This is a genomic window from Dechloromonas aromatica RCB (genome assembly GCF_000012425.1).
Genome location: NC_007298.1, coordinates 1,493,596 through 1,515,556, shown reverse-complemented (window position 1 = coordinate 1,515,556; position 21,961 = coordinate 1,493,596). Strand labels below are relative to the sequence as shown.

Genomic DNA, 21,961 nt, shown 5'->3' with positions numbered 1-21,961 from the left:
GGAAAACATCCGCAGCATCAAGGTTGATTTGGCTGAAATCAAATCGGCGTACAAGCAATAAAAACTTGCTTCTTGGCGTCATCATGCTGGTCATGAAGGCTTTTTTTGAAATTACGACTTGCGATTGCTAAGACTTCACTGGCTACTTAAGTTACTACTCCATTCGTATTACGCACCATGCTTTGGAGTCGCTAGTTAGGCGCTTCGACCTCAGCCACCTGCCGTGCACGCTCTCGGCTGGCTATACAACCTAACGCCCAGCCCTTCGCTTCAGCCAGAAAATGACCTCATCAACATCGTCCGCATCCGAGAGCTGACTTTCAAATGCCGCACACACAGTTGCATCAACGAGAACACGCTCAGTGAGCGCCAGATACTGCGCTAACGCCTCCGGGGCATGAACCTGTTTCATCGCGATTCGCAAGGCCAAACGGCTTGGAACGCAGTACCAAATGTCGTAGTAAAGGTCGACAAGCCCCGGGCATGGCACGACCGGCAGCAATTCAGCGAGCAAGCGGATGAACGCTGGTTCAGGTCGGTAATCGATCAGGTTGGCCAGCTCGGCACGAACATCTGGAAACTGAGCAGCTAGCCAAGAGGCAGTTAAATCGGACATGGCGAGGACTGTGTTGCACGAGGGCCGTAAGGATACCAGCGCCCCTCCTACCCAAACGATGGAAATGGCACCGTCGTCTGGCTGGGTAGCTTCTGCATGCAGTGCAGAAACAACGGGCTTGCCAGCCAACCAGCAAGCCAGGCCTGTAATGCGGACAATTCCTCACACTCAAACCAGGCAGCCTCTACTGCAGCAAACTGCCGAACAAATGGGAACAGCGCCATGTCTGTTGCACAGGGCTCGCTTCCGCCAAGGAAGCTGCACTGTTCCAGGCGACTATTCAGCGGACGTAGAAATGATGCGAGCGCCTGTTCGCGATGCTTTTCCCGGGATGCCTCCTCGTAACGCTCGGGATATTTGTAGCGGTCGAGATGGTGTTTGAACACGCCATCGTTCCTGGCCAGCCAGTCCAGGTTCTCCGCTGCCTGGGCCGCTGCCCAGAAACTCTTGGCTGCCTGCTGCTCCAGCGCCCAGCGCATAATGTCCCAGCTTTGCTCCAACACCTGGCCGCCCGGGAGAAGCATCACTGGCACCGAGCCCTTGGGTGAGCGCGCCAGCATCTCGGGAGGCTTGTCTCGCAGCGAGACCTCATGCGCATCGAAATCGATGCCGGCCACCAGCAAGGCCATCCGCGCTCTCATCGCGTAGGGACACCGGCGGTAGGTGTACAGCAACGGCTTCGGCATGCGGTGGACTATTGAGATTGTTGATAGCGAGCCAAGACCTGCGCTATCTTCGCCTTCGGAAGTCCCTGAATCTTGCGAAGGAGCTCGTGGGTTACCTGCTGAATCCCGTGCTTGCTCCGCAGCTCACCGGCCAAGTACGCCAGAAGGCTGGCCGCCATTTCCGCGTCGGCCAGTGCCCGGTGGGCGCGTCCCGCTACTGGCAGCTTGGCAAATTCAATGAGCGCGCCCAGTTTGTGGCTTGGGGCCAGAGGCATCAGACGCCTGGCGAGCAGCAGTGAGCAAGCGAACTCCTGGCACCTTTGCAAATTGATGCGTGCCACTTCGGCGTCCCAAAATTTGCAGTCGAATGAAGCATTGTGAGCAACCAGCGGAATATCACCCACGAAGTCTGAGACTTCTCGCATGACCTGTGCGGCCGGCGGCGCAGAGCGAATCATGGCGTTGGAAATGCCGGTAAGCTGTTCAATAAACGAAGGGATGCGTACGCCAGCGTTCATCAGGCTTTGGTAACGGTCCACGACCTTGCCGTTTTCGAGGATGACGGCCGCTATTTCGGTCGCGCGGTCACCTTGCGCCGGGGATAAACCTGTCGTCTCAAAGTCGATTACAGCTACAACGTCCAAAATTCACTCCCCTGGCGGTTAAATTCGCAATTTCCTAGGGCGAATTGTCTCATTTGCCAAGGTGCCGTGAACTTGCTTATAGTCGTCGCTCACTACTCAAGGACGTCATCAATGTTCTATCTAGCCGCGCTCGTCCCTAGCCATGGCAATCCTGAGCGATACACCTACGGGACTGTCCATACCGAAGCAGATAGCTACTCGAACGCAGAAGACCTCTTGAACGGTCTCGTTAGCGAGGGTAATCGCGTTTATGAGCTTGGGGTCGATGAATTGCCCAGCGGAGCGGATGACATTCGGGAACTCCTCGCATGCAAGCCTGGCCGAGTATTCATGAGCCTGCTGTTCGGAGAACCAGACTACTTTTGCATCGTTGAACTACCTTAACTCAAGATAATCGGTCGTTCCCGTTGAGTAAGCTAACCATCAAGTCTGGTTGCGTTGAAGCGGTATTCAAGCGTGGCAGAGCGCGTACAAAAGGCACTGGGAACACCCAGCCCCTGAAAACCGAGCCACCCGCGCCTACGGCCGAAATACCGTTGCGAGATGCTGAGCCCAACATTTCCCAACAGGAAATCCAATCTCGGGATGACGGCACGTCATCAAATCACTGACGAAGAAAGCCTGCCATCCAGATTTTCAGGACTCGCCCATGCCTGGTCACTGGGCCGCAGATTCAAACATGCGCAGGCGCCTCTTCTGCTTTCTGAATCAAATGCGCATCGACCGGCTCAGTGAGCAGGACCATGGCGCATTCTGGACAGACAAGGCTTAGATGCCCGTCAATTGTGGCTTGTTCAAGTTCGGCGCTGGATAGCGGGCTGTGGCAACCGGGGCAGACAATGCGAATCATGACTCGCTCCTTCTGTTGAATACTGTAATTTTATACAGTAAACAATAGAGGGCAATACTGGATGCAAAATGCATCACCGGAAACCACTCAACAAATGGATACCTGCTGTTGCAATCGGTTACTTGAACTTGATGCGATGCACCCGTAAATTGCACACATGCGCTGAACCCCAACAGCCTAGGCGGCCACCTCCCCCCTCCCTGAATTGGCCGCCTTGAAAGCCCCGCACTCCCCCGGCGGGGCTTTCGCCTTTCTGAGCCCCGGATTAGTCGTCATCCACCCAGAGGATTCGACCCTGTCCTGACTCATTCAGGAGCCCTACGAGTGCATCAGCGGCAATATCGGCCAGCGAAAAGATGAACTCCACCCGTTCTCCATGTTGGACGTTTTGCAAGACGCCACCCGCTGCCTCTATCTCTCGCCGCAACATCCCCTCAAAGGCATAGGGCACGGAACACTGCAGGGTTCTCAATTTAACGATGGGCACTTTGGTCGCGCCTTTCAGTGCCTGGGCCACACAATCCGTGTAAGCGCGGACTAAACCACCAGCCCCCAACTGGATACCGCCGTAGTAGCGAACCACAGTGGCCAGGACGCCCTCGAGGTCTTGATGGCGAAGTACTTCAAGCATTGGCCTGCCCGCAGTGCCGCTGGGCTCACCATCATCGACTGCAGCTGAATGACCGCCTGCCATCAGCGCCCAACAGACATGCGTTGCTCCTGGATGCTGCGCTCGCAGGTCGGCAACGATAGCCTGTGCCGTTGCCCGGTCTGCTACGGGTTGGACGCAGCCGAGGAAGCGGCTTTTCTTGATGATGAGTTCGCTGACGACTGCGAATGAAATGCACTGGGCCATGGGTAGCATGGGTAAATCAGACAGGGTTTGTTCGCCAATAAACAGCCTGAAACGCTTCTGTCACGTACCGATACACATTATTACCTTTCACATGACATCCCTGAGTAAGCAGCCGCGTTATTCGGTACAAGGCGCTGCAAAAAGATGTCAGCACCGAATACCGAATACCGAATAAACAACCTACCCATTCAGGAGATTCAAAATGCAAGTTTCCAAACTCATCGTTGCTCTGACCGTTGCTGCTGGTTTCGCTTCTGCTTCCTTCGCTCAAGGCACTGCCGCCGCCCCAGCCGCAGCTCCGGCCGCCAAGATTACCGCTCAGGCTCCGGCAACTACCGAAAAGAAGGTTGAAGCGCCGAAGGCTGTTGAGCCAGCAAAGGTTGAAGCTACGAAGACGGAAGCCCCCAAGGCTGACGCAGCCAAGCCGGCTGAAAAACATGGCAAGTCCAAGGGCCACGAGCACAAGGCTGAGAAGCACGAGAAGCATGAAAAAGCGGAAATGAAGGCTGAAGCCAAGCCCGCAGCAACCCCGGCACCTGCCACCAAATAAGCAGCTTGCCCGCAATCCCTCTCGGCGTCCAAACCCGAGGGGGATTGCAACTGAGCCAGACATAAGAAATTAGAAACCTGGATACCATTTCCTTGGTGGCCTGAAAGGACAACCAAAATGAAAAAGGTGTTGATTCCGGCAGTATTAATTGGCGCATTGATCAGCGGTAGTGCTTTTGCCCACCGAGAGTGGGACGATGATGAAGGGTATCGCCCCTACAGACCGCAGCACGTCGTCGTTTATCAGGAACCCGTCATGGTCTATCAGGCGCCCCCCGTTGCCTATGCTCCTCCGCCGCCCCGGGTCATTTACCGGGAACGTGTTGTCTATCGGGATGCCCCGGCTTACCAATATCCACAGGAACCAGCGGGCTATTACGCTCAGCAGCCGGAATACCCTCCGACGTACCAATACGGAAACCGAGTGGCAGGGCAAGCCATTGGTGCAATCGCGGGCGGCGTTATTGGTAATCAGGTTGGCCGTGGCGGTGGGCGTATGGTATCCACTGCGGTTGGCGCCGTTCTTGGTGCTATTGCAGGTGACCGTCTGAGTTATTAGATAGCCCTCGGAAATCCATTGGTGTCCAAAACCAACGGGCTTTGCCATTTTGAGAGCGATGTGCTCTCACTATGACCCACAAACCGACCCGACCAGACACCGTACCTATATTGTTGTCGATGCTGCCCTCTGAGTTGTGCATCAAAATCATGGCCCGAATACTTTGAGGTCGTCGCTGCGCAAACAGTCTGATAGATTGTTATTGTGGAAGACCATGGAAGTAGTTTCTTCCCCCCCAATTGCCACGAGCAAGCGCATCAGGCGCCCGAGAGTCACCCGAAAACCTAAGCGGGGCGACAAACCAGGAATGCAACCGAACCCCAAAAAGCAAAAAACCTCTGACAAATCAGAGGTTTATGCTTCTTGCGAGGGCCATCGAGATGCCCTGCCGTGTGAATGCCGAGAAAATAGTTGTTTTCAACAGTACCGTATCGGGCTTAATAGTCAAATTACGGGAAATGAATCATTAACAAACTGATAATTAACTATTTTTTTGCAAACCACTTTGTGACACCTGATCCCACGCAACACCTACCGAATCGACCAACTGTCACAATTTTTGTGACAGAAGCGAATTTATCCACGCCACACATCTCTAGATCCGAATCGACTACTGCTTGCATTTCCAGTCTGCAACGTAGTAGCATGAATTCGCTCGTTTAGTTAGGGCTGGCCACGCTGCTCCATTATGCATGCGCTTAATTCTTCCGAAGTACCGTGCAGAAGTACAGTACTTAGGATGAACAAAAAATCATGAGGCTTCCAATGCCTTATGGAAGAACTTGTGTCTTTATAGCTCAAGTCTATTAAATAGCTTAGGTCCTTATGGGCCAAAGCTCAGCTTAAAGCGCGGCCCATTACGATGCGGGTTTGTTGTCTCCTCGCGCGCTCCCCACGCCGCTATACCCAATCCAAACTTATCGGAGTTGGACCAAGTCCTTCTCCACTGATCGATCGCGTTCACGTTTTCGCGCCGGCAAGTCACGCCATCGCAATAGACCGTACATCCTGGAGTAGATCATGGACACAGGTGACACTTCCCTCTTTTCAAGATCGCTTAATCGCGAGGATGAACATCGCCCATACGATCTGACGCTCTCTCTCCAAGAAAGATTGCGGCAAAAATTAGATCGATCTGATTACCGTGTTGCCGAGGCACTGATCAAGTCATTCCGAATCCTTAATTCAGGCATTGGATTGGTCTCTTTAGCAGAATCCACGGCTCGCGATCTAGCTTCACTCAAATACATCACATCGCTGATCACCGTACCAAAGTGGATTGATCGCGTCGGTGAAATCGCTAATCCCATAAGCAAAATCCTCGACACCGACGCATCGCGTGACTTGACTGCCCTGCGTAACCTGCCTCGACACCCGCTGCGCGATTATCTCGCTCCTCCAGGAAGCGAATTGCCGCATGGGAAGATTCGATTTCTACAAGCGATTCGAGGCCTATTGACCCTCATCATCCTGTCCGAGCGAGGGGAGCTAGCGACGGAATTGGCTAGAGAACTTTCCCGCTGGTTGAGCGGAAAGCTCCCAAGAGGACTTGAGCCTGCCGCCCTGACTCAGCTAGGACTAGCGCAACTAGCTGCCAATGACGAATTAAAGGGCCCTACAGTAAAACTGCTGAACCAACTTGCCGCCGTCCTGCGTAGCGAGCTGCCGGCCCCCTTCCAGGAACAGCTTTGCGAAAGTAATTGTATTGTCGCTCCGGCTACCAATAGCCACCATGATGACGAGGTTAGTGACGTTGAATCAAAGACAGACGAGAGCACAGCAGAACTCGAGATTCTTGAGCACCTCCTAGCCGAACAGGCATCTGGGACGCGTCGGGCATTCGCAGGGGTAGTCACCGCACGCGAATTGCAGCCGTTCGAACTGGATCAAACTTTCCCCAAAATCCTTGCACTTGCGGGCGGCGTTCATGACCAAGAGGTATTTGCTGCGGAATCAGCCTTCCACCTCGGTCTTATGCCCTCGAAATTCCACCTGCTCGAGATTGGCAATGGGTTTACGCAGGGCTATGCAATCTGCGCCGAGGGCAATGCTATCCGGATCGATATCAACAGGGTAATCAAGCATTCAAGCGACTCTGCAACCGCCGATGACCGGACAGTGATCATTCCCTTCCCTATGGAATTTGCGCAAAGAATCCGGGCATATCTATCAAGCAATCCATCCGCCAAGACATTCGCGCAATTGTTTTCGCTCCCCATGGATGCATTGCAAAAATCTACACGCGCCATGCTGCGCGCCATATCAATCAGTTCGCACCGGATAACCTTGACACGCCTTGCGCGGAGCCGCGGACGATATGCGCTCCACCGTTGTCGCGACGAGGCCTACTCGGCGCTGATCGGCCTGGACTTCCTCCTCGGAACGCCCGCAAATTTCAACTATCTGTCGGTCCGCGCCGATCGGCTTAAGTCAATTTTGCATGATGTCTACTTATCCCTCGGATATAGCGGCGTGTTGGCCACCGAGGATGTCCACGACGTAATTTCGCCGCGCCAGCCTAATTATCAGCAAGTGGCGACCCTTCTTTCTGCAGTTACAGCAGAAACCTCGACAGTCATTTCATCTCTACCCAGGCATTGCGGGATCGATCAATTGATCACGGCACACAACCTGGTTTCCACCAACATTTTCATCCTTTTCAAATTCATCAGCGGCTCACGCCCGGTGAAATTCGAAACCGTTACGCGCTCCCAAATTAACCTCAAAACGGGAGCAACCGGCGTCACCGACAAACGCGTCTCGCCATACCATGAGCTACGTATGATCTGCTTACCGACCTATTTAATTGGGTGGCTCGAAACATACAACAAATGGCTTGAATCCCTGGCCTATCGGCTCAGTGGCATCGCCCCCAAACTTGCGGCGCAAATCGACTCCGCAACACGTGCAGAACACCCCAAGGATTGGCATCCCCTTTTCTTCTCGCTCAATGAATCCCTGGAGTCCGTACCTATCGGCTCGCAAGTGCTTGCTGGCGTCCTGGCGAACTACGGAATGGCAATCAATGCGGGACGCCACTGGATAGACGCGGTGGCACGTGACGCAGAAATCGACAGCGCAGCGGTCATGGGACAAGCTGGCCGAGGCAATCCCGGCCAAGAGCTATTCGGGCGGTGGAGTGGCGCAATTCCCGCTATCGCCTTCAGTTCGATTTCCCTGGCTATCGATCAGTGGATCGAACAAGTTGGCCTTCCTTCGGTACCAACCTTCAACCCCAGGTCGTACACGGGTCCTGGGCTCCCTCGAGACGCCCTGCCCTACGATCCAAAGCTCATCGAAACCACCACCGGCTGGATGGAGCAAGCGCTGCCGCGAGGAATCGCTGCACCAGAGCCTTGCCCTTTTTCGCGTACAACGGTGACCCTCGCCAGCAACTTCGCGGAAAGTTTTCGAACATGGCGAAGCACTGCACCAGCGCCAGGCTGGTTTGGTGTGGCACGCTCCCTGATCATGGAAGATGGCGTTATCCATGGCAGCGAATTGCTCGGCGCAATTGCCGAAATTGCGACCGGTAAAATTTATGTCGCCCCTCAGCGTACTTTTGTCGACAGCAAGACCCGGCCGCTCGGTCTTCGCCGTACTGAAATCAGCACTGCGACACTGCAATTGGCGCAAAGGATTCCCCCGAGTGAATCCATTCCCGAAACACTTGCCGCCCTGGATACTGCGCCGATCCCCCGGGTCGGCGTGAACGAAACTTCGCAGTCCATTGGCGAGCTCCTCGCCCAAGCCGAGGCATACACGACGCTGCATTTCCCTGCGGCGATCAGTGCGTGGAGTAGAGGTTTAACTTTTTCTCGGACGACGCGACCGGCCAGCGAAGCGCGAGAAATATTCGGCTGCATCGAACCACCGTTGTTCGATTTGAGACCCAGGGCGCGCCGCGTGGCCGCCCTCGAATCGGTAGCCAAAGTACTTGAGCAAGCCAAGAAGAAGCTTGACGAAGGTGCATCGCATGCGACTGCCCTTCATCTGTTGGGTAAGCTCTTGGAGGAATTGCGCCTTATCGGAAGCGACTCGCTGCTGGAACGCATTGAGGTTGGCTATTTACAAAATCTGGCGGGCTCCCTTCGCAACCTGAATACCTTGCTGCGTTACGAGAGTGGAGCACGCAACTTCGTTCGAATCGCTGCCAATGCCATCGAGCATGCCGGCGCCGATGACATCGACTGGCGGCAGTTGGTCAATGCGGCTTTACACGAGCGGAAGGACGGTAGTGCCCCCGATGAAACAGGCATCAACTCTGTTCTGCGCTACCTCGGTATCGATATCCAGATATTTCAACGCTCGGCAGCGCCACCTTCTGCGTTCAATTATGCCGAGATAGTATCGCCCCGCGAAATTGCGGTTGCGATTGCTCTACTGGATCAACGGCAGAAAGTGCCTGGTGACGATTACCACCTCGCTACCATTGCCTTACGCCTCCTCGCGCGACACCCGCTTCGCTGGGATAGTGTTGCTCATCTGCGCTTAGGAGACTTGGCGCTCGACAATCCCAGACCACACCTCGCCATCACCGCAGAGGCTGGCGCCAATCTGAAAACCGACAATGCTGTCCGCGTTATCCGGCTGACCGACCCGGAGCTGGTCAATGGCCTTCTGCTGCTGATGCAGCTTCGCAGCGCTCGCTTTCCCGACGATACGCAACTGCCTATATTTGGTGACGCCCACGATCCTCGTACCATCGAGCGAACAGGGAATATCCATCAATTGATCACAAGCGCACTATGGCACGCAACCGGGTCGCCGGTAGTTTGTGTCCATGACCTGCGCCACCGTGTCATTACCGACCGCATCCACACCCACCTTACTCCAGGGGCGCATCAAAAATTCGACACGCTTGCCCTACGGCAAGGGTTAATCGAGTGTGCCATCGAGGCCGGTCAAAGCTGGCCGCAGGTGTCCATGGAAAACTATGGTCATGACATGGATCGTTTGAGGACGCAGCACTACCACGCATTGCTTGCCGACCTCACACCACCGTCGGACGTCTTTGTATCCGGAATCACCGGAGTCCCTGCTACCACATGTCGCAAACGGCGCAGTCGCAATCCAGGATATGAGCCAAATTTGGCCGAAGATTTCTCGTGGGACAATTTCAGAGACGGTGCCACGATTCTTCAGTTAGGGTCGCTCATTGCGGACGGTCAATCTCAAGTCACGTTCGTGCCGGAAATGAATGAGCGCCCGCTCCAAACCCCACGCGCAATCTACCTTGGCTTGCGCCTGTTGGGTGACTCTCCAGAGGTTGCTCGCGCTGTCAGTGGCCTCACCACTGACCAAGGGAAAACTGTCGAACTGGCCTTGGCCTCAGCACCGCAACGGCTGGGAGTTCCACTGCAAGCCCGAAAGGACATCAATCGGCAGACTTTTCTCCAAACCGCGCAGGACTTGGATCTTGCCTTTGCAATGTCTGTCGCTCCCCCCGATCGATCCAGCATTGCTCGGATCGAGGGATCACTGAAGCAAGCCGGCGATGAATGGGCATTTTCCAAGCCCCGTGATGCGCTAGACCTGGCCCCCTGGATTCGAATTTGGGCTGCCAATGATATCGCCACGGAATTTGTACTGCGCCCATGTGGGCGCAGCGTTGTGGACAACGCCATCCTGACAGATGCTCGAAGCAGTGGATTTAGCCGTGCTCGAACGCTGCCTGCACGTCATTTCCGTAGAGACGTCGGAGTCATGTTGCGTTTTTATCCCAGGCCAAATTCAACTTCGCGCGCGAAGCGCAGTCGTGCATCCCCTCAGACCGCTTTCTTTCTTAGTACTTGTGCAATGGCATTTCACTATCAATTTTGATCGGAGAACAAAATGGCAAAAAGATTCAAAACACGTAATCGCGCAAAGCGTCCACTCGATCTCGCCGGTATCAGGGAAGGCAAATTTGCCGTCGTTGGAGGCATGACGATGGCAGCCTCCGAATTCTCTAGCACCTCTGAAGCATTCCAGGCACGATTCCGCCAAGTAACAAATGATTTAAGAAAAACGGGCCCCGCCGGGGCAGCGGTAAGCGTGGTCGTGGACTGGCCATGTGAGATCCGCTTCCGTTCTATCGTCACCGCTTTGCCGCAGGGTGCGTTGGTCGCTGACGGTGAAAATGATGCGTGTTTTTCACCCGATAGCGGCATCGAGAATTCGGCGCTTGCAGAAGCCGAAGAAATCGCCAAGGCCGCTCGACAGATATCCCAGGCCGCAATCGATGTCGGAAATGGCATCGCGTCCGACGCTGAACGGCGCATCATTCCGCTCAACGAGGTCACTCAAATAATGGCCAGCAGCCCTGACGAGGCGGTCTCTCGTTACACTTACGGCCGGGCACGCGGTCAAGAGACTGAGATACATTATCCGGACGGTGAACGAATAATAGGGGGAGACAAACCCATACCGGCCACCGCGCATTCGAAAGAGACTTTCGCCTTGTTGCAATGCAACCTTCGGGAAATCAAGCCGGGGGTCCTTGCTATGACCTCGTCGGTACCCCACGAGGGATGGCGCCAACTTCAAGGGCACACACCAGGAATTGAGTTAATCAAAGGTGAGCCGGACTCCACAGTTCTACGGAGCCTGCTAATGGCCGCAAACGCGCGCATCCCTGTAGACATGACAGTCTGCATCTCCGAAAAAGTCGCAACAGGTGACCGCTGGTGCACGCCAATTTCGATCCAAAATTCGCGCGAGGTCTTTGAGCAAGTACACGAATGGCTTACTTATCTTGAGGAAAACTTGTCTATGTGAAGTGGCCGCATCTACTCAGGAAGGAAATGTTGTCTGCACAAGTATTCGATCAACCCTAAGGAGTTGTATCGCGGGGCTGGTTCCTTCCGTACATTAACCAAGGTCTCAAGAAGCTAAATGGGCTGGGACAACCCGGCCTATCTATTTCTCCTAGCATGAGGCTAATGTTCGGCCTTTGCTGCCGTTTTGATACATCCAGCGATACATCAGCAATGTGCCAGTAAGCTGACGGTGACAGCACCAGATTGCCCCCAACTGCTAGTCTCATGGCATCGTCGATGCGTCGCAAATGATTTAAGCTTGATTTTTTTGTACGCGATATTGCCCAAATCGCTATGGCTAGCTATTTCGACGAATTTATCCCGCTAGATCGGACCTTTCATGACCTCATACTCGAGGAACGGGCTGATGACGACGCCGGCCTTGCCCGAACATTCGGGCGCCACGAACCGCTTCGCTGGCCTGATCTTTTGCGCGAGCATCGGGTCATACTTTTATCCGAGGCTGGTTCGGGCAAGACAGCGGAAATTCGCAATATCGCCATCAGTCTTCGTCGAGAAGGTAAGCATGCCTTCTTCGTGCGAATCGAACACGTCACTCAAGCCTTCGAAGACGCCTTCGAAGAGGGTGGTTTCGACGAATTCAGCGCTTGGCTAGCATCTGGTGAGGAAGGATGGCTGCTTCTAGACTCGGTCGATGAGGCGCGGTTACGTGATCCCAAGGACTTCGAGCGTGCGATCAAGAAGTTAGGAAGGCTGCTCTCGGCGGTGCTCCAGCGAGCACATATCATCGTCACCGGCAGGACGACAGCCTGGCGAGCGAAGACAGATTTGCTGCTTTGCCAGAAGGAGCTTCCGTATCACCCTGCAGAAAAGGCTGTCGACGAGGAGGCATCAGCTGACAGCGCGCAAGAGATCGCCACCAAGAATACCGATGCCAAGACGAGTCCAACTGCCCCCTTCAGGATCGTCGCTCTTGACGATCTACATGGAAGTCAGATCGATACGTTCTTGCGCGGCAAGGGGGTTAAAGATCCTAGGGGCTTTTGCGACGCAGTCGAACGCAAAGACGCATGGTCGCTCACGACCCGACCGCAAGACTTGGCCGAGTTGGTAGAGTTCTGGAAAGACCATCAGCGGATCGGTTCTCGGCTCGAACTCATGCAGAGCAGCATCGCCTGCCGTTTGGAGGAACGCGACCAGAATCGCTCTGAGGCTCGTCCGATCTCTATCGAGAGGTTGCGCTTGGGGGCACGCTTGATTGCGGCGGCGGCCACCCTTGCCCAGGAATCGGCGATTCGCGTGCCCGATGGCGCAGACAATGCGAGAGGTATCCCAGTCCGAGAGGTGCTGACCGACTGGGACGATGTTGATTGTGCGACGTTGCTTAGCAGGCCGATTTTCGACGAGGGGATCTATGGCACAGTCCGCTTTCATCACCGGTCGGTGCGCGAGTACCTGACTGCAGAATGGTTACATGCACTGATCGTCGATGAAGGCTCTCGTGCTCGGATAGAGAATTTGTTCTTCCGGTCGCAATATGGCATTGAAGTGGTCGTTCCGACGATGCGGCCAGTGCTGCCATGGTTGGCCGTCCTTGATGAGCGGATCCTCGCCCGCGTTTGTCGCTTGGCGCCGGAGGTTATCTTCGAGGGCGGTGATCCGAGCCAATTGCCGCGAGAGACACGAAGTAACATCTTGCGCCAAGCATGCGAGCAGTTGGCACAACCGGCTCATGGCCGGTCGCTCACCGATTACGCCGCAGTTCAGCGCTTCGCGAATGACGACCTCACCGGCGATATCAAGGCGTTGCTAGCCAAATATGGTGACGACGACGACATTGCCTGGTTCCTGCTTCGCATGATCTGGCAGGGAGAGATTGTGGGTTTGGCTGCTGAAGCTAAGCGCTTCGCGCTCGGCTCACGAGCCAAATACGTACGAATCGCGGCATTCCGCGCGCTGGCGATCGTGGGATCTGAAGCGGATAAGACGGAGGTGCGGCGAGCTTTCCTCGCGGAGGACGGAGAGATCGATCGTGACTGGCTTGCGGAATTAATTTCTGGTCTCCCGCCGGACGAGCAGGCTGTCGCATGGTTGCTTGAAGCGCTTGAACGTACCCCAGCCAAGAAGCAGTTTGACGTTGATAGCCTCATGGATGCTTTGTCGCAATTGGCTTCTGAGTGGCCGTTGTCGTTGCTGCCAAGGTTTGTTACGGGGCTTCATGCACTTTTGGATAAACCCCCGGTCATTGAACGGCGATTCTGCGAAATTTCTGAGCGGCATGCTTGGCTGGCACAAGCCGCAGCTCAATCCATCCTGCGCTTAGTCGAAGCGCGGGATCGGAGCGCGCTCGAGCCCACGGTGCTTTCAACCCTACGTAAGTTCTCAATTGCTGAGGAATATTGCGAACACGAATTTCGGGACATAAGAGGGGATTTAGGGAAGTGTGTTGTCGAATGGCCTGCGCTCAACCATGCGCTGTTTTGGCAGAGTGTCGTTGAGACGCGCTCGGAGCTGGATGCCAAACGAGGAGAACGTCTCACCGACTATTGGCACGTTGGCATCTCTGGCCGCTTCTGGGCTTTCGGCCATGATAGTTTTGAAAGCATCTGCGAAGACATTGCGGCGCGACCACAACTCGACGACAAGTTAGTCGCGCTTACCCTGGCTTTTGCAATCTATCGTGAGAATGGCCGCCCGGCTGCGTGGCGTGCCAAGCTGAAGCGTTTGGCCAATAGTGAGGCAGAGCTCAAGTCAGCGCTTGATTACCTACTGCATCCGCCGGCCAGCGGCCGGCAAGAATGGAAGAGAGAGGAAGCGCGCTGGAAAAAACGTGCGGCACGACGGGCAGAACGCCAGGAAGCGAACAAGCGTGCGTGGCACGAGTATCTCGATGCGAACGCTGAAGCGCTGCGTAATCCAGGAAACGCGGGGGTTTTGACCAACGCCCAGCTTTATTTGCTGGAACGCATGCGTGGAAGGAGCAATGGCCCGGACAAATGGAGTGAAGGCCATTGGCGCTCGCTTATCCCTGAGTTTGGCGAGGAGGTGGCGCGTGCGTTTCGCGACGGCGCAGTCCGCTTCTGGCGCGGTTACGTTCCGCAATTGCTTTCCGAGGGGGCACAGGCCAATTCCACTCCGTTCTGTGTCATTTTCGGCTTGACGGGCTTGTCAATCGAGGCACGGGAGGAGCCAAGCTGGCTAAGAGATCTTTCGCGGAAAGAGGCAGAGGTCGCGACGCGTTATGCGCTCCGTGAGCTCAATGGTTTTCCAAGCTGGTTGCCTGGCCTCTACGTGACCCATTCCGAAACAGTTATCGATGTGGTGATTACCGAGATCGATTATGAGCTCGCTAACCTGAGTCCCGAGACTGAGAGCCACTATGTTCTCCATGATGCGAGTTGGAGCGGCAATTGGATGTGGGACAAGCTCGCACCGATACTCTTGGGGCGGTTGCGCAAGCCTCCCAAGAGTATCGGTAATTTGCGCTACATGCTCACCATTGTCCAAGGCTCTTCGCTCGACGACTCGGCTATTGCGAAGCTTGCAGCACAAAAGGCGAAAACAACCAGAAACCTTACAACTGCCCCAATGTGGTTCGCCATGTGGGTGGGGGGCGAGCCAGCGGTCGCAATTCCAGCGCTTGCGGCGCGTCTTGCAGAGATCAAGGGGGAGAATAACCAGACCCTATTCGCAATGCGCTTCATCACCGCACTCATTGGAGGACGCCGCGAAAGTGCTAACGCGCGCCAAGCATATCGCACGGTTGAGCATATGAAGGCGCTCTACCTGCTAATGCACGGCTATGTACGCCAGAAGGAAGATATCGACCGCTCAGGAAGAGGAGTCTATTCGCCTGGGCTGCGTGACGACGCGCAGGACGCGCGCGATGCCTTGTTCTCGTTTATTCGTGAAACGCCGGGGAAGGAGGCTTTCCTCGCACTTATTGACATCTCACGCGCTCATCCCACCGAGACGGCGCGACCGTGGATGGCATTTCACGCTAAGGAGAAGGCGGCACGGGATGCCGACTCACCCGCTTGGTCACCGCGCCAGGTACGTGATTTTCACGACCGGCGCGAACGCACGCCTGGCAACCATCGCGATCTATGGTATCTAGCAGTCGATCGGCTGCATGATCTCAAATACGATCTTGAGGAGGGCGATGCGAGCATCGCGTCGATCCTAAGGCCGATCGTCCAGGAAACCGAGATTCGAAAATTTATCGGTAACTGGTGTCGCGAGCGCTCGGGCGGCCGATATGTAATCCCGCAAGAGGAGGAACTTGCCGACGCTAAGCGGCCAGATCTGCGCTTTCATGGCGTCGGCTTCGATGGGCCGGTGCCGGCTGAACTAAAGCTTGCCGATAAATGGACGGGGCCCCATCTCTTCGAGCGGCTCGAGATACAACTCTGCGGCGATTATCTGCGCGATAGACGGTCGAGTCGAGGTATCTTCGTGCTCGTCTATCACGGGACAAAGCCCAGTTGGGATTTACCTAATGGCAAGCGTGCCGAGAACTTTGGCGCGTTGATTGAAGCGCTACAAGATCATTGGATGGTTCTGATGCCGCAGTTCCCTGGAGTCGAGGATATCAAGGTAATAGGGATCGACCTCACCAAACGAAGCGTGGATGCGAAAACGGCATCAAAGAGCAAGAACGACAAGAAACACGGCAGGACACGCGTGAAAACTCGTGAAGCAAACTACGGATAAGGGGATATGAATGTCCCAAGAGGCATTTAGGCGCAATAACCACTTTGTCCCGCGCATGCATTTAGCTCGCTGGGCAACTGACGGCAAGCGCGTATGGGTATACCAGCTCCTGGTGTCACATGACAACGTACCGCTATGGGATCACAAGTCCATCTCTAGTACCGCTTCTGTAGATTATCTGTACGCACAAACGATGTTGGGCGTACTTGACGATGAAATGGAAAAATGGCTGTGCGACGAATTCGAGACACCGGCAAAGAATGCCATCAACAAGGTCATCAATCGACAGCCTCTTACCCCCTCCGATTGGGAGCATCTTGCCTATTTCTTAGCAGCTCAGGACGTCAGGACACCGGCACGGCTTCAGGAAGCGCTAACGCGCCACGAAGAGCAGCTACCAGAAATTGTTGATTCGACGCTCGAAAGGCTCGTTCTAAACCTGCAGAACAAAACGCTACCAAAAGAGCCGGAGAACAACCCTCCCGGCCGACCCGCAATTCCGTTCCCAATGCGAATCATTAAGGAGGTAGACGAAGGTGCCGACATGGCACGGATAGGTGTAGAGGTTGTATCTGGAAGAGCTCTTTGGCTCTTTAGTATTCGGCACCTTCTTAACTCTACTACAAGGGCTTCCCCATTCTTTGCAAGCGTTCTGAAGTTTTATCGTTTCATTCCTGATCCTGTTTTCTGACTGTTGATCGAACCCTGTCGTGTCGGTGCGAGAAGGTGAAGGACTGCGGTACTACAACCGGTCATCTTGGGCTTTTGCCCGGACCCTGATGAAAGACGCGCGCGGGGGCCTCAATCGTTAGCCGGGAGTCGCTTGCCTCCCCTTGAGTTAATCAGGCGCTCCCCGCGCGGGTCCAACCCGCTTCACATCAACGCTGGCAGTGCTTCGCTGGTCTTGGGCCGCCAGCGAACGGCCGGTGATTCCTTTCAGGTTTTTCCTTGCAAACGCTTTTTGCTTTTCAGGCGAGATCTTCGATACGCCGAAATTCCTCTCCGTAGTGCATGACCGCCCAGGCGAGTCGCAAGTTCTTGGCGGCGATGGCAACCGCCGCTTTCCAGTACCCGCGTCGCTCGACTAGATTTCTGGCCCAACGACTGAAGCGGTCTTGCTTGTCACCGAGTCCGGCGAGAACAGATCGGCCGCCCATGACGAGCAGACTGCGCAGGTAGGCGTCGCCGGCCTTGGTGATCCTGCCCAGCCGGGCTTTGCCGCCACTGCTGTATTGGCCGGGAACGAGCCCGACCCAGGCGGCAAGCTGCCGACCATTCTTGAAGTCGTGGCCGCCGCCCAGGCTGGCAACCAGGGCGCTGGCGGTGGTCGGGCCGATGCCAGGAAGTTGCATGAGCTGCCGGCTCCGCTGGTCTTGTTTGGCGGCCAGGGCGATGGCTTTGTCGTACTCGTCGATGTGTTCATTCAGTCGGTCGGCGTGAGCCAGCAGATCGCCGACACAGCGGTTGGCCCAGCCGGGAAGTGCTTCGAGGTGGGCACCGATTTCCCGGCGCAGGCGTTCGACTTTCTGTGGCAGCACAATGCCGAACTCGCTGATCAGGCCGCGCAAGCGGTTGTAGAGCGCGGTGCGTTCTTCAACAAAACCTTGCCGGGTGCGGTGCAGGCAGAGGATGGCCTGCTGATCGACATCCTTGACCGGGACGAAACGCATGTTCGGCCGCGTGACGGCCTCGCAGATGGCCGCGGCATCGGCGGCGTCGTTCTTGCCGCGCTTGCCGCTCATCCGGTACGGCGCCACAAACTTGGGTGCCATCAACTTCACGGTGTGGCCGACGCGGCTGAACTCTCTCGCCCAATGGTGAGCACCGGAGCAGGCTTCCATGCCGATCAGGCAGGGCGGCAGCTGGGCGACCATTTCCAGCAATTGGCCGCGCGCTACTTTTGGCTTGATAAAAATGGCTTTGCCATACTGGTCAACGGCATGCAAAGCGAATACATTCTTGGCGAGATCGATGCCTACAGTGACAATATTCATGGACTTCCCCTTTCGAGCAAATGATTCAGTGTGGAAACTCAATCATGGCAGCTCACGCTGCCTGCGGCTTCCGCCGCTAGTTCGGGACGGGGAAGTCCCTTTCATTCGGTAAAGGCGCTCTTAAAGACCAAATGGACTATCCTTTGCCCACCGCAGGGGCATCATTGGCTGACCAGCGATTCTCCAGTGATCAAGCTTAACTATTACGGTCCTAACTATGACTTCAAGGGTGGATGGGGCAATCCAGGGACCGAAATACTCTTCCCCCTGTCCCCGTCGTGCTTGATGTATACCAAGGTAGGAGACCCTCGTCCGCCACCAAAATATACGGTTGTTTCCCCACACCTCGCGGCAATGTTTCAGCGCTTCATTACCGAGCACGCGCATCGAAACATATATTCGATGAGTCCGGACACATCGGTGCCGAATCAAAGGCCAAGAATCGTTGATGCGCAACGCTTCCAAGATGAAAAGAAGCAGCTAGAGGAATGGCACGAGAAAAATATGTGTGCTGAGCGGGATCTGTTTATGAAGTCAATAAGCCAATTGTAGGGTTAAGGGCGGCCCTTCGCTTCAGACGAAAACCGCCGTTGGACTATCAGCGGCGGCTGAACGAACGGTAACGGCCGCATTGCCGCCGGACGTTAGCGCGATTTCCAGGGTCAGCTTTGGCAGAATATCGGAAGCACGTGACTTCCCTGCCCTAGCCCGTTAGACATTTTCGCCCGATAATCCAGAACTGCACCGCGACATACTAAAGATCGAGTTGGACCGAACTCCCGAGTGAGTCACCTTCTCGTTTGCCGATACATTTGCCCTGAATGCATAGAACGAATTTGTCTTCCGCATAAATAGGCGAAGTAATGCGTGCCGAGAAATCCGAGACCTGCTCTGTCAGCTTTATCGAATCGATTAACTGCACACCGAAGGATTCCCGGAAGGCGTCCACACCTCTAAGAGCGGAATCGATCGAAGTTTTGTCATCCGCGCCGCGCCGCGATGAGTTCCGTAATCGGGAAACGCGACAGGCACACCCGACCGCCTTCGCTTTGATTGCCGCCAAGCAACGTGACGTGGGTGGCATCCACAGCAAAACACCACCCGACGTGTCCGCCGCTATTGCTGTTCGGGACTCTGACCACGATTACGTCGCCACGCTGTGGAGAAGCAGAGACATCCGTGCCCCAATTGTTCCAATTCGTGGCTAATGCGGGGTTCGCGGGCGGCACGGGTAGCGCAGTGCGTCCTGCGAGCAGAAGGTTGTGCTGCACGATGGTCCAGGTGACGAATGCGCCGCACCAGGGGATTTGATCGCCACTGTCGCCCAGTTTGCCGCCCACGGCATCGAGGTATTCGCAGATGCGCGGATTGCTGGCCTTGCGGTTATTGGCATCTTTTTCGACCTGCCCCAGTTCGCCCAAGGCCCAGTCCAGCCACGGGCAATCAACGATGCGGTCCCATGCGGGGCTTTTGCGTATGCGCGATGACAGAATTTCGTTCAACAGCGCTTCATCGAGCTCGTCGAGCGCGGCAGGCTTGTTACGCGCAAGATCGAACACAGCCCGAGTTTCGGGCGGCATCGCGGGATCGTCTTTGTAGCGATAGAGCACGCACAAGGCACGTAAGTCGTCGCTGAAATTCGCCTCAGTCGCGGGAATGCGCCCCACAAAGTCCAGCATCGCCATGAGGTTGTTCGCGAGGGCTTGTGCAGTGGCAAACGGCGCGCGCAAGCGCGGGCGATTGTTCGCATCGAGGGTGGTCACGTCGCTCGCGAGCGAAGGCCGGCCAACCAGAGCAAGGTAGCCCGTCGGCGTAAGCGTGGGATTGCCACCCTGTGCCGCGCTGATTTTTTCGCGCGTCGCGAGATCGAGAGTGCCCGTCGCGGGCTCAACGCCTAGCCGCTGTTGTAGGGCGACGATTTCGCGCACGGTGAGCGAGTTCTCGAAACCGTTCAAATCTGGACGGGCTGGAGCCGCACCGGCTTCACGCGGCGCGCTTGGCGGCGAAACCGCAGTACCGGATTGTGTCGGTAACAATGGCAAAGTGCCGGTGGCCTTGCGCGCATTGGCGTCGGCGTCGGCTTTTCGGCCGGCCGTACGCAGGCGAACGACCTTGCCGAGCAGATCGAACCAGAACGGCGCGCCGAGCATGGCGAACACTGTGGTGAGCAGGATTCCGAGCCCAAATGCCATCCAGCCCGCCAGGATCCCTTTGGCGTTCAGTACCATGGGATCGAGGCCGATCTGCGGCCTGCCTTCGAACTGATTGCCGCAAAGGCCAAACGGTCCGATGTCCTGGTGCGACACAAGCGTGGAGACCGACTTGTCCTGACCGCCGATTTTGACATTGCAGAATTGCTTGCGCAGGTTGAAATCGGTAAGGCCAAGTGGCAAACGACTGATATCGGTTTGCCGCTCCCGAGTGCAGTTCATGGCGTCGCGCGGGTTGCGCGCGCGTTTCGAACAATCCTTAAAATCTTCGGGTGACGCCAAGAATAGTTGTTGTGCATCGGGCGGGGGCACATGTTGGCGCACCAGTTCGACCAGCGCCGAAGTACTTTCTTCGAGGGCTTTGGCCGCCTCCTGCATCGCGGACTGCGCGGCGGGGTCCTTGCTAATGGTGGTTGCAGAACTTACCCAGGTGGCAACGTGTGCAAGGCAATACAGGGAACTTTTGAGTCTCGTTCGCGGGTCTTCTTCGGCGCTGCCGCCGGAATCCTGTTTCCGAGGCTTCTCTATATTGTCCGAGGCAAGGCGGATATTGGTGCGAAGTATGCCCAGGATGTCCAGCCAAGTGCTTGCATCGGAAACATAACGTTGTTTCAGCGGAAATTCGCGGTCGTCCTTGTTGTGCTTTTCGCTGCGGTTACTAGCGATGAGCACGCAGGCGTCCTCCACCTTATTGAGCCCCCGCCGGAACCCGCCTATGGCGTCATCCTTGAAATACAGCGGCTGCAGGCGATTGTATGCATCTTGCAGCCGAGACAGCGCGATCACTTCCGGTTTGTCTGGGGTCGAGGCCATGGCCGGTGTTGTCGCATTCGAAGTGTTTCCGAATTCCGCCACGACACGGCTCGCTGTATTCGCCAGCCCAGCCCGCAATTCGCCGTCGCTGCTCAGGCTGCGAACGATGTTCATCGTGTCGACATTGAGCAGCACCGCGAGAGGCAGCGCAATAAAAATCGTGAATTTTGTGCTGCGCCGCTTGAACCAGCCGTCGGCGCGGTCGCCAATTTGGGCGAACCAGGTCGCCACGGCTGCTTCAAAGCCGCTCCAGCTGGTTTCATTCCCGGCCAGTAACCCGCGCAGGGCACCATATATTCGCCGACTTGAGGCGTTCGGTTTGGCCAGCCCTTTTTCGGTGAGGGCGTCCATAAATTGCTGGGGTGTGGCGTAGCGTTCGCTGGGTGGCTTGCCGTCGCCGGCGGGGTCCAGTTCCATGAGCAGCGCGCGCGCAAAAATATCCGGTGGCACTTCGGATGGGCCACTGGGTGGCCTGAGCAACCGGATTCCTTCACGTGCCGACTTTTCCCCTGGGGACAGTGCAAATATCAGCGGATTGTCGAGCAGGCGCTTTTTCAGTTCCACATCGCGCCCAGTCGCTTCGGCCAACAGCCTGTGCATGATCGTTACGCGGCTGCTTAGCATGGCGCCTGAGATCAACTCTTGCAATGAGATGACGAGCAGGGAAAACGCTGCGTAAATGAGGATGAGGCCTATGACTACATCTATGATCACGTTTTCCATGGCAGAGT

General features: G+C 55.8%; 14 protein-coding genes. 7 read left to right on the top strand and 7 right to left on the bottom strand.

Features of this window, described 5'->3' with window-relative positions:
- Positions 1 to 250 precede the first annotated feature (250 nt).
- The 5 genes from DARO_RS07175 to DARO_RS07155 form a co-directional block, all read right to left on the bottom strand.
- Complete coding sequence (locus DARO_RS07175; RefSeq protein ID WP_011287141.1) at positions 251 to 616, bottom strand: hypothetical protein; 366 nt, start codon at positions 614 to 616, stop codon at positions 251 to 253.
- A 47-nt stretch (positions 617 to 663) separates the two neighbouring features.
- The gene (locus DARO_RS07170; protein ID WP_011287140.1) at positions 664 to 1,302 is read right to left on the bottom strand and encodes a glutathione S-transferase; all 639 of its coding nucleotides are present in this window, start codon (positions 1,300 to 1,302) and stop codon (positions 664 to 666) included.
- Between the two features lie 8 nt (positions 1,303 to 1,310).
- Positions 1,311 to 1,925: a 3'-5' exonuclease gene (locus tag DARO_RS07165; protein WP_011287139.1), complete on the bottom strand. Its 615-nt coding sequence runs from the start codon at positions 1,923 to 1,925 to the stop codon at positions 1,311 to 1,313.
- 673 nt (positions 1,926 to 2,598) lie between these two features.
- Positions 2,599 to 2,775, bottom strand: a complete 177-nt coding sequence (locus DARO_RS22760; protein WP_157037154.1) for a hypothetical protein — start codon at positions 2,773 to 2,775, stop codon at positions 2,599 to 2,601.
- A 265-nt stretch (positions 2,776 to 3,040) separates the two neighbouring features.
- Positions 3,041 to 3,631 (bottom strand): IMPACT family protein, encoded by a 591-nt coding sequence (locus DARO_RS07155; protein ID WP_041224807.1) that lies wholly within the window; start codon positions 3,629 to 3,631, stop codon positions 3,041 to 3,043.
- Between the two features lie 202 nt (positions 3,632 to 3,833).
- Between DARO_RS07155 and DARO_RS07150 the strand changes: the two genes are divergently transcribed.
- The 6 genes from DARO_RS07150 (at position 3,834) to DARO_RS07125 (ending at position 16,904) form a co-directional block, all read left to right on the top strand.
- The gene (locus tag DARO_RS07150) at positions 3,834 to 4,181 is read left to right on the top strand and encodes a hypothetical protein (protein ID WP_011287136.1); all 348 of its coding nucleotides are present in this window, start codon (positions 3,834 to 3,836) and stop codon (positions 4,179 to 4,181) included.
- A 117-nt stretch (positions 4,182 to 4,298) separates the two neighbouring features.
- Positions 4,299 to 4,739 carry a glycine zipper 2TM domain-containing protein gene (locus DARO_RS22200; RefSeq protein ID WP_011287135.1) on the top strand — a complete coding sequence of 147 codons (441 nt, stop codon included), beginning with the start codon at positions 4,299 to 4,301 and terminating at the stop codon, positions 4,737 to 4,739.
- 1,020 nt (positions 4,740 to 5,759) lie between these two features.
- Positions 5,760 to 10,562, top strand: a complete 4,803-nt coding sequence (locus DARO_RS07140; RefSeq protein WP_011287134.1) for a hypothetical protein — start codon at positions 5,760 to 5,762, stop codon at positions 10,560 to 10,562.
- A 12-nt stretch (positions 10,563 to 10,574) separates the two neighbouring features.
- Positions 10,575 to 11,498 carry a hypothetical protein gene (locus tag DARO_RS07135; protein ID WP_011287133.1) on the top strand — a complete coding sequence of 308 codons (924 nt, stop codon included), beginning with the start codon at positions 10,575 to 10,577 and terminating at the stop codon, positions 11,496 to 11,498.
- A gap of 335 nt (positions 11,499 to 11,833) precedes the next feature.
- Entirely contained in the window at positions 11,834 to 16,213 is a 4,380-nt protein-coding gene (hyoA, locus tag DARO_RS07130) for an NACHT domain-containing antiphage protein HyoA (protein ID WP_011287132.1), read from the top strand.
- Positions 16,214 to 16,223: 10 nt separating this feature from the next.
- A complete protein-coding gene (locus tag DARO_RS07125; RefSeq protein ID WP_011287131.1) occupies positions 16,224 to 16,904 on the top strand; it encodes a DUF4238 domain-containing protein in 681 nt (226 codons plus the stop codon).
- A gap of 277 nt (positions 16,905 to 17,181) precedes the next feature.
- On the opposite strand, the gene DARO_RS07120 is transcribed toward DARO_RS07125, so the two are convergent.
- A complete protein-coding gene (locus tag DARO_RS07120; protein ID WP_011287130.1) occupies positions 17,182 to 18,207 on the bottom strand; it encodes an IS110 family RNA-guided transposase in 1,026 nt (341 codons plus the stop codon).
- A gap of 30 nt (positions 18,208 to 18,237) precedes the next feature.
- Here DARO_RS07120 and DARO_RS22755 point away from each other — a divergent pair, with 30 nt between their 5' ends.
- Complete coding sequence (locus tag DARO_RS22755; RefSeq protein WP_011287129.1) at positions 18,238 to 18,759, top strand: DUF4238 domain-containing protein; 522 nt, start codon at positions 18,238 to 18,240, stop codon at positions 18,757 to 18,759.
- A gap of 428 nt (positions 18,760 to 19,187) precedes the next feature.
- Here DARO_RS22755 and DARO_RS07115 read toward each other — a convergent pair whose 3' ends face one another.
- Positions 19,188 to 21,953, bottom strand: a complete 2,766-nt coding sequence (locus DARO_RS07115) for a CHAP domain-containing protein (RefSeq protein WP_011287128.1) — start codon at positions 21,951 to 21,953, stop codon at positions 19,188 to 19,190.
- Positions 21,954 to 21,961 lie beyond the last annotated feature (8 nt).